Below are 13,845 nucleotides of genomic sequence, written 5' to 3' on the forward strand. Positions count from 1 at the left end.
TCCCTCGGTTCAGCGCAGTTCGTTGATCCTGATCAGGTTGCCGGTGGGGTCGCGGAAGGCGCAGTCGCGCACCCCGTACGGCTGCTCGGTCGGCTCCTGGACGACCTCGGCGCCAGCGGCCACCAGCCGTTCGAAGACCTCGTCGAGGTCGTCGCTGGCGAGCGTGACGGCACCGTAGCTGCCCTTGGCGATCAACTCCAGGACGGTGCGCCGCTCGTCGTCGGTGATGCCCGGGTCCGCGGCCGGCGGGTGCAGGACGATCGAGGTGCCCGGCTGCTTGACCGGACCGACGGTGATCCAGCGCATCCCGCCGTACCCGACGTCGTTGCGGACCTCGAAGCCGAGGGTGTCGCGGTAGAAGGCCAGGGCGGCGTCCGGGTCGGTCTGCGGGAGGAAGGCGTAGTGAATGGTGATGTCCATGGCGGTCAGGCTAGTTGCGCCCCGCCGACCTGGGCTTCTCGAATCCTGATCGGTCTGGTCACCTGCTTCGACATGCACGACGGCATCTCCGGCGTCACCGGCGCCGACTGGGCCCGGTAGGTGCTCGGCGGGACCCCGACCAACTCGGTGAAGCGGGTGCTGAAGGTGCCCAGCGACGAGCAGCCGACCGCGAAACAGACCTCGGTGACGCTGAGGTCGCCACGACGCAGCAGCGCCATGGCGCGCTCGATCCGCCGGGTCATCAGATACGCGTACGGCGACTCGCCGTACGCGAGGCGGAACTGGCGACTGAGGTGCCCGGCGGACATGTTCACGCCGCGGGCCAGCGCCTCCACGTTCAACGGCTGCGCGTACTCCCGATCGATCCGGTCACGGACGCGCCGCAGCCGGGCGAGGTCGCGCAGGTGCTGCGCGAAGGCGGGATCGCTGCTCACCTGGGAAATCGTACGCGGCTTCCGGCCCTCGGGCTGCCCACGACGAGGGGTCGTTCCCGCCCGGCCCGGCGGAAACGACCCCTCGCCTGTGGATCACCGGACCGCTGCGGGGAACCTCTCCCACACCCGGTGCGCGGTCATCAGCTGCCGCACCGCGGCGAACGCCTCGGCGCCCGACCCGGCGGTCACCACGCCGGGCGTGCCCGCCACGCCCGCCCGCTCCAGCACGGTCACGCCGCCGGCCCACCCACCGAGCGCCTTGGCGTGCCGCCACGCCTCCTCGACCAGCAGCAGCACCCGCGGATCCACGGTCGCCGAGTCCGCCGCCCCGGCCTTGGCGTCCCGCGCGGGCAGGGCGTCCGCCGCCGGTGCCGGGGCGCCGGCCAGCAGCAGCGCGTCGAACTCGACCGACCGGGCGGTGGCGAAGGTCCGCTGCACCGGGAGATTGCCGACCACCCCGCCGTGCGGGGCGACGAGCAGCGGCACCATGCCCGCGCCGAGGACCGCCCGGCGTACCTCGCGCACCCCGTCGGGGTCGGCGTCCGGGTCGACGACGATCCCCACCGTGCGGCCGTCCGCGGGCCACTCCCGACCCACCTGCGACAGGGCGGGACTCGGCGCCACGTCGGCGAGCGGCACGGTCGGCTCCGGCGTGGGCAACCCCAACCCGGTGGCGACCTGCGCGCAGAGCTCCGGATCGATGTTGGCCAGACACCGCAGCTGCCGTTCCCGGATCGCCTGGTGGTAGCACTTGCCGAGTTCGAACGTGTACGCGCGGACGATGTGCTCCTTCTCCACCGGCGACATGCTCAGCCAGAACAGGCGGGCCTGGCTGAAGTGGTCGTCGAACGAGGCCGGGTTCGCGCGTACCTTCGGGGCCTCCGCCACGGTGACCGGCACGTCGACGAACGCGCCCGCGTCGTCGCCGGCCGGGAACGGGTTCCCGCCGTCGAGCGAGTTCGGCCGGTACGGTGCCACCCCGGCGTGCACGGCGTGCTGGTGGAAGCCGTCCCGCAACATGTCGTTGACCGGGGCGTGCGGGCGGTTCACCGGGATCTGCGGGAAGTTCGGCCCGCCCAGCCGGGTGAGCTGCGTGTCGAGGTAGGAGAAGAGCCGGCCCTGCAACAGCGGGTCGTTGGTGACGTCGACGCCGGGTGGCAGGTGCCCCGGATGGAACGCGACCTGCTCGACCTCGGCGAAGAAGTTCGTCGGCGTCCGGTTGAGGACGAGGCGCCCGATCGGCTGCACCGGGGCGAACTCCTCCGGCACGAGCTTCGTGGGGTCGAGCAGGTCGATCCCGGCGAAGGTCTCCTCGGGCGTGTCGGGGAAGACCTGGATGCCGAGCTCCCACTCGGGGAACGCGCCCGCCTCGATGGCGTCGTAGAGGTCCCGGCGGTGGAAGTCCGGGTCGACGCCGCCCAGCAGCTGCGCCTCCTCCCAGGTGAGGGAGTGCACGCCGAGCTTCGGCTTCCAGTGGAACTTGGCCAGCGCCGTCTCCCCCGCGGCGTTGACCAGCCGGAAGGTGTGTACGCCGAAGCCCTCCATCATCCGGTACGAGCGGGGGATGCCCCGGTCGGACATGTTCCACATCGTGTGGTGCTGCGCCTCGGTGTGCAGCGAGACGAAGTCCCAGAAGGTGTCATGGGCGCTCTGGGCCTGCGGGATCTCCCGGTCGGGGTGCGGCTTGCCGGCGTGGATGATGTCGGGGAACTTGATCGCGTCCTGGATGAAGAAGACCGGGATGTTGTTGGCGACGAGGTCGAAGGTGCCCTCGTCGGTGTAGAACTTTGTGGCGAAACCGCGCGTGTCGCGGACCGTGTCGGCCGAGCCCCGCGAGCCGAGCACGGTGGAGAAGCGGACGAAGACCGGGGTCTCGCGGCCCTTGGCGAGGAAGCCCGCCTTCGTGACCCCCTCCGCGGTGCCGTAGCCGGTGAAGACGCCGTGCGCGCCGGTGCCGCGCGCGTGCACCACCCGCTCGGGGATGCGTTCGTGGTCGAAGTGCGTGATCTTCTCGCGGAGGTGGTGGTCCTGGAGCAGGACCGGGCCGCGTGGACCGGCCTTCAGGGAGTGGTCGGTGTCGCGCAGCCGGGCCCCCTGTGCGGTGGTCAGGTGGGCGCCCTGCTGGCCGTAGGCGGTCGACGGCGCGCCGGTCTCCGCGCCGGTGGGCGTCCGGGTCTGCGGGGCGCCCTGTTCCTTCTTCGGGGGCAACGGCTCGTGCGGTGTCGTCGGTTCGTCCACGCTCGGTGCGGCACTGCCGGGCGCACCGGGAACATCGGGCGTCAGGACGTCGGCCACCTTCTCCGCGGCGGACTCGACGGCGTTCCTGATCGCCTTGGCAGGCTTGCTGGAATCCATCTGGACGGTTCCTCCATGGCGCTGTCGGGTGCGGGCCCGATACGCCCTACCCCCACCGTGACCGGGCAAAACGGGCCAGATCGGCGATCGGTACTGTCGGTGGTCGGTCGTACGGTGAGCGGCACCGTCCCCCCACCGGATCCGACTCCGGATCCGCGAGGAACCAGGAGCTGCCATGACGACCCTGCCCAACCGGCCGCACACCGCGCTGCTCGTCATCGACGTCCAGAACGGGGTGGTGGCCAACGCGCACGAGCGCGACGCGGTGATCGCTAACATCAACGTCCTGGTCGACCGGGCCCGCGCCCAGGACGTGCCGGTGATCTGGGTGCAGCACTCCGACGACGAGCTGGTGCGCGGCAGCGAGAGCTGGGCCTACGTACCCGAGTTGGTCCAGCGTGACGGCGAGCCGCTGGTCCACAAGAACTACGGCGACTCGTTCGAGGCCACCGACCTGGAAGCGCTGCTCGCCGAGCGGGGCGTGGGGCGGCTGGTGGTGACGGGCGCCGCGACCGACGCGTGCATCCGGTCGACCCTGCACGGGGCCTTCGTCCGCGGCTACGACGTGACCCTGGTCGGCGACGCGCACACCACGGAGGATCTCAGCGCCTACGGGGCTCCGCCGCCGGCCCAGGTGATCGCGCACACGAACCTCTACTGGAAGTTCCAGAGCGCCCCCGGCCGCAGCGGCGGCACCGTAGACACCGCGGAGGTCGTCTTCGCGCCGACCCCCGTGGGCTGAGCGGCCGGGCGTGCCCCGTCGACCGCGGCCGACGGGGCACGACGAGGTTGCTGGCGGAGCGCGTCGCCCCCCGCTGCTGCCGGGGGCGACGCGCTCCGGGGTTCAGTGCCGCAGCAGCTGGGTGACCGCCCGGGTGAACTCCTCCGGCTGCTCGACGTGCGCGAAGTGGCCGCTCTGCTCCAGGACGGCCAGGTGCGAACCCTTGATGCCCTCGTGCAGCAGTTGCGCCCAGCGCGGGCCGCAGATGAAGTCGTGCGAGCCGACGATGACCACGGTCGGCGTGGTGATCTCGCCGAGCCGGTCCCGTACGTCGAACGGCACCGGGTCCTGCGCCGAGGCCGGTTCGGCCCAGGCCCGGACGGCGGCGGCGAGCGGGGCGAACTCCTCCCGGCGATCCCAGAAGTCCGCGAAGTAGACCGGAATGGCCTTTTGCAGGCCGTTGGTCAGCGTCTCGTCGTCGGTGGCGGTGACGGCCTGCTGGAACGCGGCCGGCACCGCGGCGGCCTCCGGGTTGTCCGGGTACCGCTGCGGGTAGGCGGTAAGCCCCTCCATCGCTACCCCCCAGAACTCGGCGCCGGTCACCGGGGAGGTGTCGTACAACGCGAGACCGGCGACCCGGCCGGGGTGCTCCAGGGCGTACCGCTGGACCACGAAACCGCCGTGCGAGTGCCCCAGCAGGTGCACCCGCGGTACGCCGAGGTGCTCGACGACGGCGGCCAGGAACCGGACGTAGGTGTCGAGCCGGTAGTCGTTCCGGTTCGACAGGCGCCCCGAGGCGCCGGTGCCGACCGGTTCGAGGTACACCATCGTGAAGTGCTCCTCCAGGCCCGGTGCGCGCAGGTACGCCCATTCGATGCCGGGGCCGCCGGAGTGCGCGACGCAGACGGGGCCGGTGCCCGCGACGTGGTAGACCTGCCGGACCCCGTCGACGGTGAACTCGTGCCGCCCCTGGGTGAGCGTGGCGGAAATGGTGGAATTCATGACTCTCCCGATCCGTGGCCCGCTCGGCGGTGGCGCCGAGGCGGGCGTTCGTACTGGTGCCGGAGACCAGATGCGTGGGCGGGCGGGAAAGTTCGCTCGGCGGGAGGATCTTTTTCAGGCGGCCGCGGGGCGCTGGTCCTGCCGTGGCGGAACCGGGTGGAACAGGGTCATCCGGCGTACCCGGCCCCCGTCGAGCACATGGAGCCAGAGCGCCCCCGGCGGGCAGTGCTCCGGGTCGTCCGGCGGGCTGATCAGGTCGGTCTCCCAGATCAGCAGGTCGTGGCTGGCCACGACGTTGCGCATGCGCTGACGTACCCCGTGCTCCAGATCCGTCGTCATGCCGTGGACGGCGAAGTCCCGGTCGCCCCGCAGGCCGACCTCGGGCACGAGCATCTCGGCGTCGGGCCACCAACTGTCGCGCACCACGCGTTCCCATTCGCCGCGCATCGCCGCGCCCAGCATGTCGCGACCCTCGCGCCACCGGGCGTCGGACGCGGCCGACGCGTCGGCGTGGGCCGCGTCGGCCGACGCGCGCAGCCCGTCGGCGAGCTTGCGGCGGGCGTGGCTGAGCCGGCTGCGGATCGTGCCGACGGGCACGCCGCACAGCTTCGCGATCTGCTCGTACGAGGAGGCGTCGCTGAAGTACCGGAGCAGGATGACCAGCCGGTCGGGCTCGGAGAGCCCGTCGATGGCGTGCCAGACCCAGTCGCGCAGCGCGCCGCGGTCCAGCGCCTCCTCGGGCGCGGGCGAGCCGCCGGGCAGGGCGAACCACTCCGGTTCGGCCACCGGCAGCGGACGTGCCGCGCGCAGCACCATCCGGCAGTTGTTGCGGACGATCGCCCGCAGCCAGGCGCCGACCGCCGCCGGATCGCGGACCTCACCGATGCGGCTGAGGGCGATCATCACGGCGTCCTGCACCGCGTCCTCCGCGTCCGGGCCGTAGCCGAGCAGGCTGACGGCCACGGCCCGCATCTGCGCCTCGTGCCGGGAGAGCAGCAGACCGAGCGCCGCGGCGTCGCCCGCCTGCGCGAGCCGGACCAGCGTGGTGTCGTCTTCGGCGCCGTTCATCGAGGTCTCCACCCCGCTTCCGTTCGCTCCGTCGTCGGTCGCGTTCGCGAACCTGTGGAGTATGCCCGGCCGGTTCGGCTTCACCCCGCCGTCCGCGACAGGAGTGTGTTCTTCCTCTCGGCCGAATGTGGAGGCCGAATACTTGCTCCCGCAAACAACTTGAGTGAAGATCCCAGAGTCACCCATCGATGCACTGGAGGGTTGTTATGCGACGAAACGGAGCAAGGATCGGGGCGGGTCTGGCGGCGTCCGCGATGATGGTCGTCGGGCTCGGTGTCGCGGCGTCGCCCGCCTCGGCTGCCCCGTCCGGCCTCACCTTCTACACCGCCAACTTCGGCGCCGAGGTTGCGCACGTCGACGCGCCGACAGGTGAGTGCACCCCGCTGCCGGCGGCCGCGGCGAGCCACGTCGGCTGGAGCGGCTTCAGTGACGTCGTCCTCTACCGCGCCGCCGACTGCACCGGCTACGCGACGAGCACCGGCACGCTGCGGACCTACGAGGCGGGCAGGTACCTGAGCTACCGCGCCTTCTGACCCCGTCGACGTCGACGGGCGGGCGTGCCTGCCCGTCGGCGTCCTCGCGGGCGGATCGACGCGAATCTGTTCACCGGATCTGTCATCGCCGTACAACCATGATTCAGAACGCTTGTCGAGGCTGCCTGTCGACACAGGAAACTCCTGGACTGAGGAGCGCTCGCTTTGACGGACAAGGATCTGGAGCAGGCGGAGTCCCGGCTCTCACGGCGGAAGCTGGTCAAGTACGCCGGCATCGGCGCGACGCTGGCCGCCGCCAGCCCGGTGGTGGGCTCCACCGCGGCCTTCGCCGACGAGGAGGAGGAGCGCGGCAAGAAGCCGGGCGACTCCCGCAACCGGGTTTGGCGAGCCGGTGACCACCACGTCCACTCCGAGTACAGCGGCGAGTTCGACACCTCGACGAATCCGCCCACCTTCCACAAGGGCGCCGACGCGGTCTACCCGATCGTGACCAACGCCATCATGGCCAAGAACTTCGGCCTCACCTGGGCGATGTGCACCGACCACGGTGGCCCCACCCACTCGAAGGTGAACCTGGAGCAGGCCTACCCCGACCTGCTGCTCTCCCGGAAGCTGGTGCCCGAGGTGCTCCAGTTCTGGGGCATGGAGTTCGATGCCCCGTCGCTCGACCACCACACGCTGATGATCCCCCGTCACGAGGACGAGGCGAAGCAGCTCTTCGAGCTGGAGAGCCGGTTCGCCAAGTTCGACGCCTTCCCCAGCGACCCGGGCCGCGACACCGAGGCCAAGATGATCGAGTTCCTCAAGGTCGCCCGGGGCATGCCGCTCAAGCCGATCGTGATCGCACACCATGCGTCCCGGTCCGCGCCCGGACTCGGCGTGTACGGCCAGGACACCCCGCGCGAGTTCCGTAACGGCAACAACGTCGCGCCGGACGTCTACATCGGCTTCGAGGGCGCGCCCGGACACCAGGCGGGTCCGCTCAGGGGTGGCGCTCGGGGTGGCTACGGCAACTACCCGACCCACGGCGGCTTCGACCAGATGACCGCCCGCGTCGGCGGTCTCTGGGACTCGCTGCTCGGCGAGGGGCGCCGCTGGTGGATCACCGCCACCTCCGACTCGCACGTGCACTGGACGCGCGGTGGCTCCGACTTCTGGCCGGGCGAGTACAGCAAGACGCACGTGCTGGCCCGGCAGGACTACGCCGACATCATGGACGGCCTGCGCAACGGCCGGATCTGGGTCGGTACCGGTGACCTGATCCGCAGCCTCGACGTCACCGCCCGCTGCCAGGGCCACCAGGCGGAGATGGGCGAGACCATCACGGTGAGCCGCCGGAACAGGCGCGACGTCGAGATCGAGATCCGGTTCCGGCCGCTGGACGGCGTGAACGCCAACGGCGACCGTCCGCAGGTCCGGCGGGTCGACCTCATCGTCGGCAGGATCACCGGCCCGAGCGCGGACGTGAACGCGGACACCAACCCGACGACCAAGGTCGTCGCCCGGTTCGGGCCCCGCGACTGGCGCCGGCAGGGTGCCGAGTACGTCATCCGGCACACCCTGCGCGACGTCGAGCAGGACATGTACGCCCGGGTGCGGGGGACCAGCACCGACGAGATGGAGCCGCTCGCCGACGGGCTCGAGAGCCCGTGGGACGACCTGTGGTTCTACTCGAACCCGGTCTTCGTCCGCGTCCGCTGACGCACGGGTCTCGTCGGCCTCGTGCGCCCGGGTGATTCCCGGCGCGCGGGGTCGGCGGGCCGCTGTGCTGCCACCCTGAGCGATCGGTGGCCGAGGGTCAGAGGCCGGGCGCGGTCCGGCGATCGCCGGCACCCGGCGTCGGGTCGGCCGCCGCGACCGTGAGCCGTACGCTCACCGGCTCGCCCACCTCGAGCCCCTCGGCCCTGCGTACCGAGGCGCGCACCGGGACGAGGTATCGCCCGTCCTTCGGGAAGAGGGAGGTGGCCCAGGTGGTCTCGCCGATCCGGGCGGTGACCGGGATCATGCCCCAGCCGTAGCTCACCGCCGAGGCCGCCTCGGCCAACTCGCGGCACTCGGCCACCGGAACGGTGACGAAGTGCCAGGGGGCGGGTCCCCGCCAGAACCACATCTCGCCACTGAACTCGAGCTCCATCGCCTCAGCCTAGGCTCGCGCGGCGGGAGCGTCCGGGTCGCCGGACGGACGGCGACCCGGACGCTCCGGCTCACGCCTCGGCGGTGTCCACCTGGACGCCGGGGCGGCCGCTCTCCACGACGAAGCTGGCGCGGGTGGAGACCGGCGCGCCCTGCTCGGTCACGAACGGCACGACCCGGTAGTCGGTACGCCACTGGCGGTGGTCCAGTTGGCACCGGACGTAGCCGCGCTTGGCGTTGTAGAACCGCATGTGCGGGTTGCTGGCGAGCCACTCGGTGCCGCGGCCGTCCATGTCGGCGCCGTCGCCGCCGGAAGTGATCGAGGTGCCGAGGAACTCGACCCCGACGGTCCGGGACGACTGGTCGTCGAAGTTCTGCTTGAGATCCGCGACCATGCTGCAGTGGGCGTCGCCGGTGACGACGACCATGTTGCGCACGCCGCGCTCCACCACACCGTCGAAGAGGCGCTGCCGGGCCGCCGGGTAGCCGCTCCAGTTGTCGTCGGAGAGCGTCTTGCCGGGGCCCGGGTCCCGGTCGGCCTCGGCGATGACGGTCTGGTTGCCGAGCACGTTCCAGCGGGCCCGCGAGGCGGAGAGGCCGTCGAGCAGCCACTTCTCCTGCGCGTTGCCGAGCATCGTCCGCGACGGGTCGTCCGAGCCGGTCGGCACCTGGTCGGAGCGGTACTGCCGCCCGTCCAGGATGTTGAACTCGGCGAGGTTGCCGTACCTGAGCCGGCGGTAGAGCCGCATGTCCCGGCCGTGCGGGATGCTGATCCGGCGCAGCGGCATGTGCTCGTAGTACGCCTGGTAGGCGGCGGCGCGGCGGCGGAGGAAGTCCTCCGGCGACTGCGCGGCATCCTCCGAGGTCCCGTCGGCGTAGTTGTTCTCCACCTCGTGGTCGTCCCAGGTGACCGCCCAGGGGAACCGGGCGTGCGCGAGCTGCAGGTCCGCGTCGGTCTTGTACTGGGCGTGGCGGATGCGGTAGTCGGTCAGCGAGAAGATCTCGGCGGCGGGCAGGTGCGCGCGGCCGATGGTGCCGGCGGCCGGCCCCTCGTAGATGTAGTCGCCGAGGTGCAGCACCAGGTCGAGGTCCTCCTCGGCCAGGTGCCGATAGGCCGTGAAGTACCCGGCCGGCAGGTTCTGGCACGACACGAAGCCGAAGGAGAGCCGCCGCCGGTCCGCGCCGTACGCGGGCGCCGTGCGGGTCCGTCCCACCGGGCTGAGCTGGTTGCCCACCCGGAACCGGTAGTAGTACTCCCGGTCCGGGCGCAGCCGGCCGACCTCGACGTGCACCGAGTGGCCGAGCTCCGGCGTGGCCCGCTCCACCCCGGCGCGGACCACCCGGCGGAAGCGCTCGTCCTCGGCGACCTGCCAGGTGACCGGGACGACCCGTCGCGGCATGCCGCCGAGGCCGTCGACGGCGAGCGGGTCCGGCGCGAGCCGGGTCCAGAGGACGACCCCGTCGGGCAGCGGGTCGCCGGAGGCGACGCCGAGCGTGAACGGGTTGTCGGCGAACGAGGGGTCGGCCCACGCGGGCGCCGCTGAGAAGCCGGCGATGGCGGCGGCCACCCCTGCTCCGGCGGCGCCGGTCAACCCGAGGAAGGCGCGCCGATGGAGATTGGGCATGTGACGGTCCCTTCAGGACTGTGGAGAGAACTGTCGGAACCGATTCTTTTGCTGAAGATTGCTGCCAGATGGCGGCGCGGGGACGGTCGGCGTACGTCTCGGCGCACATCGGGCTCGCGGGCCCGACCACTCGGGACGCGAGCCACCGGCCGCCCCGGTCCGCCCGAGTCGAGTTAACGATTTCCCGGCCGTCGCCGGCGATCGATGCCTTGGGCTCGGCGCGCTTCACCAGCCCCAACGCCGTCCGCACGGCGCGCCGGCGGTCGGTTGCGGGGGAGGGACCTTCGGAGTTCGCTCTTGATTCGGAAATCGATTGCTGGAACAGTGGCGCCATGAAGGTCGCGACGGTCCTGGGCGTCGATATCGGCACCTCGAGCAGCAAGGGCGTCCTCGTGGACGCCGAGGGTCGGGTCGTCCGCTCGGCCAGCCGGTCGCACGAGGTGAGCCGTCCCCGACCCGGTTGGGTGGAGATGGACGCCGACATCTGGTGGCAGGAGTTCGTCTCGCTCAGCCGTGAGCTGCTCGCCCCCGGCGACGCGCGGGTCGTGGCCGTCGGGGTGAGCGGCATGGGCCCGTGCGTGCTGCTCACCGACGCCGCCGACGTCCCGCTGCGTCCGGCCATCCTGTACGGCGTCGACACCCGGTCGACCACCCAGATCGCCCGCCTCAACGACCGGCTCGGCGCGGAGGAGATCCTGCGTCGCTGCGGCTCCGCGCTCTCCAGTCAGGCGGCGGGGGCGAAGGTCGCCTGGGTGGCCGAGAACGAGCCCGAGCTCTTCCGGCGGGCCCGGCGTCTCTTCATGCCCAGCTCGTGGCTCGTCATGCGGCTCACCGGCCGGTACGTGCTCGACCAGCACTCGGCGAGCCAGTGCACGCCGCTCTACGACACCGAGAACGAGCAGTGGTACGCGCCCTGGGCCGCGGAGATCGCTCCCGACCTGACCCTGCCACCACTGGGCTGGCCCGGCGAGGTGGCCGGGGTCGTGACGGAGCACGCCGCTGCGGAGACAAGCCTGCCGGCGGGCGTCCCGGTCGTCACCGGCACCATCGACGCCTGGTCGGAGGCGATCAGCGTCGGCGCTCAGGGCGTCGGCGACCTGATGCTGATGTACGGCACCACGATGTTCCTGGTCCACACGGTCGCGGCCCCCCTCACGAACCCGTCGCTCTGGGGAACCGTGGGGGCGCTGCCCGGCACCCGTAACCTCGCCGGCGGCCTGGCCACCTCCGGCGCGATCACGTCATGGCTGCGCGAGCTGTTCGGCTCGCCCGACTACCCCGAGCTGCTCCGGCTCGCCGAGAGCTCCGGGCCGGGCGCGCGAGGGCTGCTCATGCTGCCCTACTTCGCCGGCGAGCGCACCCCCATCCTGGATCCGGACGCGCGCGGCGTCCTCGCCGGCCTCACCGTCTCGCACACCCGCGGTGACCTGTACCGGGCGGCGCTCGAGGCGACAGGTCTCGGGGTGCGGCACAACATCGAGACGATCGAGGCCAGCGGCGGCGACATCCGGCGCGTCGTCGCGGTCGGCGGCGGCACCCAGGGTGGCCTCTGGACCCAGATCGTCTCGGACGTCACCGGGCGCGACCAGGTGATCCCGTCGCAGACGATCGGCGCGAGCTACGGCGCGGCCTTCCTCGCCGCCCGGACGAGGTGGGACGTCGCGATCGAGACCTGGAACCCCGTCAAGGAGATCCGGACGCCCCGGCGCGAGCTCGCCGCCGACTACGACGAGCTCTACGGGCTCTACCGCGAGCTGTACACGAGTTCCAAGCGGGTAGCGCACGCGCTCGCTGCACGTCAGGTCCGTCTCCTGGCCGCCGCTCCGCCGGAGGCCAGCGACAACCGAGGCACCGAAGGAGTCGCCCCATGACCAGTTACCAGCTGCCCCTGTTGGCCGATCCGCCGTCGGCGGCGCCCGGCACCGTCTACACAGTGGCCAGCGGCGATCTCCGGCCCAGCGCGAACATCACCTGCTGGCCCACCCAGCAGCAGCTGGAGACCGACCTCGCGGCGGCCGTCAACGCGCTCGGCTGGAAGGTGGAGCGCGGCCATGCGTTCGACCGGGAGAAGGGGCACGGCTTCATCGACAGCCAGCGCGCCGGCATCGAGGTCTTCAAGCGGCTTCCCGTGGACGCGCCGCTGATCGTGGTCGAGGCGGTCTGGCAGTACAGCCACCACGTGCTCGCCGGCCTGCGCAGTCACCGCGGTCCGATCCTCGTCGTGGCCAACTGGAGTGGTGAGTTCCCCGGGCTGGTGGGTCTGCTCAACCTGACGGCGAGCCTCACCAAGGCGGGCGTGAAGCACTCGGCGTTGTGGAGCGAGGACTTCACCGACGAGTGGGCGGTCGAGGGGCTGCGTACCTGGCTGGAGACCGGCGAGCTCCGCCACGACACCAGCCACGTACGGGATCTGCCCGCCCTGCCCGACGACGCGGAGGTGGAACTCGGCCGGGCCCTGGCGACCCAGCTGGCCCGGGAGAAGGCGATCATCGGCGTCTTCGACGAGGGCTGCATGGGGATGTACAACGCGATCTTCGACGACGAGCTGATCAACCCGCTCGGCATCTACAAGGAGCGGCTGTCGCAGAGCGCGCTGGTCGCGGAGATGGCGCGGGTCCCCGACGAGGAGGCCCACGCGGTCCGCCGCTGGCTGGACGAGGCCGGGATGACCTTCCACACCGGCAGCGACGAGGCCACCGAACTCACCGACGCCCAGCTGACGAGCCAGTTCAAGATGTACATCGCGGCCCTGCGCATCGCCGACGACTTCGGCCTGGACGCGGTCGGCATCCAGTACCAGCAGGGCCTGAAGGACACCGTTCCGGCCAGCGACCTCGCCGAGGGGCTGCTGAACAACGTGCAGCGCCCGCCGGTGCTCAGCCGCGACGGCAGCCGGGAGCTCTACGCGGGGGCGCCGCTGCCGCACTTCAACGAGGTCGACGAGGGCGTGGCCGTGGACTCCCTGGTCACCAACCGGATCTGGACGGCCATGGGTCTCGACCCGGCGACGACCCTGCACGACATCCGCTGGGGCGAGCGGTACGGCGACGACTTCGTCTGGGTGTTCGAGATCTCCGGCTCGGTGCCGGCCTCGCACAACGGCGGGTACGACAAGTCGTACAGCATGCGGCAGCCGCCGATGTTCTTCCCCCTCGGCGGCGGCACGCTGAGCGGCGTCTCGAAGCCGGGTGAGATCGTCTGGTCGCGGGTGTTCATCATGGACGGCGCGCTCCATGTCGACCTGGGCCGGGGGACCGTCGTCGAGTTGCCCGAGGAGGAGACCCGGCGCCGCCTGGAGTCCACCAACCCGCAGTGGCCGATCATGCACGCCGTACTGCACGGGGTGGGCCGTGACCAGTTGATGGCCCGCCACAAGGCCAACCACGCCAATGTCGCGTACGCGCCGGACGGGGAGACCGCCGACCGGGCGCTGCGGGTGAAGGCCGCCATGTTCGCCGAACTCGGCCTCCACGTGCACCTCTGTGGCGAGGTCGACCTGTAGCGCCTGGGCCACCGCCGGCAGCGGTGGCCGGCCGATGACGGGGCGGGGGGCCTGATGCACTGGGGGCAGG

12 protein-coding genes are annotated in these 13,845 nt (G+C 71.6%); 5 read left to right on the forward strand and 7 right to left on the reverse strand.

Going from position 1 to position 13,845, the window contains the following annotated elements; all coding sequences use genetic code 11:
• Nucleotides 1-9: 9 nt before the first annotated feature.
• The 3 genes from E1211_RS11840 to E1211_RS11850 form a co-directional block, all read right to left on the reverse strand.
• The gene (locus tag E1211_RS11840; protein WP_132348386.1) at nucleotides 10-420 is read right to left on the reverse strand and encodes a VOC family protein; all 411 of its coding nucleotides are present in this window, start codon (nucleotides 418-420) and stop codon (nucleotides 10-12) included.
• A gap of 5 nt (nucleotides 421-425) precedes the next feature.
• Nucleotides 426-875 (reverse strand): helix-turn-helix transcriptional regulator, encoded by a 450-nt coding sequence (locus E1211_RS11845; protein WP_132348388.1) that lies wholly within the window; start codon nucleotides 873-875, stop codon nucleotides 426-428.
• A gap of 93 nt (nucleotides 876-968) precedes the next feature.
• Nucleotides 969-3,230, reverse strand: a complete 2,262-nt coding sequence (locus E1211_RS11850; protein WP_132348390.1) for a catalase — start codon at nucleotides 3,228-3,230, stop codon at nucleotides 969-971.
• A gap of 175 nt (nucleotides 3,231-3,405) precedes the next feature.
• Between E1211_RS11850 and E1211_RS11855 the strand changes: the two genes are divergently transcribed.
• Entirely contained in the window at nucleotides 3,406-3,972 is a 567-nt protein-coding gene (locus E1211_RS11855) for a cysteine hydrolase family protein (RefSeq protein ID WP_132348392.1), read from the forward strand.
• A 102-nt stretch (nucleotides 3,973-4,074) separates the two neighbouring features.
• On the opposite strand, the gene E1211_RS11860 is transcribed toward E1211_RS11855, so the two are convergent.
• Both E1211_RS11860 and E1211_RS11865 read right to left on the reverse strand, forming a co-directional pair.
• Nucleotides 4,075-4,953: an alpha/beta fold hydrolase gene (locus E1211_RS11860; protein WP_132348394.1), complete on the reverse strand. Its 879-nt coding sequence runs from the start codon at nucleotides 4,951-4,953 to the stop codon at nucleotides 4,075-4,077.
• A 114-nt stretch (nucleotides 4,954-5,067) separates the two neighbouring features.
• Nucleotides 5,068-6,021: an RNA polymerase sigma factor gene (locus tag E1211_RS11865; RefSeq protein WP_132348396.1), complete on the reverse strand. Its 954-nt coding sequence runs from the start codon at nucleotides 6,019-6,021 to the stop codon at nucleotides 5,068-5,070.
• A 206-nt stretch (nucleotides 6,022-6,227) separates the two neighbouring features.
• Between E1211_RS11865 and E1211_RS11870 the strand changes: the two genes are divergently transcribed.
• The gene (locus tag E1211_RS11870; protein ID WP_132348398.1) at nucleotides 6,228-6,554 is read left to right on the forward strand and encodes a hypothetical protein; all 327 of its coding nucleotides are present in this window, start codon (nucleotides 6,228-6,230) and stop codon (nucleotides 6,552-6,554) included.
• 165 nt (nucleotides 6,555-6,719) lie between these two features.
• Nucleotides 6,720-8,216, forward strand: a complete 1,497-nt coding sequence (locus tag E1211_RS11875; RefSeq protein WP_132348400.1) for a phosphoesterase — start codon at nucleotides 6,720-6,722, stop codon at nucleotides 8,214-8,216.
• Nucleotides 8,217-8,313: 97 nt separating this feature from the next.
• Here E1211_RS11875 and E1211_RS11880 read toward each other — a convergent pair whose 3' ends face one another.
• On the reverse strand, nucleotides 8,314-8,649 hold the full coding sequence (locus tag E1211_RS11880; protein ID WP_132348402.1) for a DUF1905 domain-containing protein: 336 nt from the start codon (nucleotides 8,647-8,649) through the stop codon (nucleotides 8,314-8,316).
• A 70-nt stretch (nucleotides 8,650-8,719) separates the two neighbouring features.
• Nucleotides 8,720-10,273, reverse strand: coding sequence for an alkaline phosphatase (locus E1211_RS11885; RefSeq protein ID WP_132348404.1), 1,554 nt, complete (start codon nucleotides 10,271-10,273; stop codon nucleotides 8,720-8,722).
• 332 nt (nucleotides 10,274-10,605) lie between these two features.
• On the opposite strand from E1211_RS11885, the gene E1211_RS11890 reads away from it, so the two are divergent.
• On the forward strand, nucleotides 10,606-12,144 hold the full coding sequence (locus tag E1211_RS11890; RefSeq protein ID WP_132348406.1) for an FGGY-family carbohydrate kinase: 1,539 nt from the start codon (nucleotides 10,606-10,608) through the stop codon (nucleotides 12,142-12,144).
• Nucleotides 12,141-13,775 carry a fucose isomerase gene (locus E1211_RS11895; RefSeq protein WP_132348408.1) on the forward strand — a complete coding sequence of 545 codons (1,635 nt, stop codon included), beginning with the start codon at nucleotides 12,141-12,143 and terminating at the stop codon, nucleotides 13,773-13,775. The genes E1211_RS11890 and E1211_RS11895 overlap by 4 nt, the downstream gene beginning before the upstream one ends.
• The last annotated feature ends 70 nt before the right edge of the window (nucleotides 13,776-13,845 follow it).

This window comes from Micromonospora sp. 15K316, from assembly GCF_004348525.1.
GTDB lineage: Bacteria > Actinomycetota > Actinomycetes > Mycobacteriales > Micromonosporaceae > Micromonospora.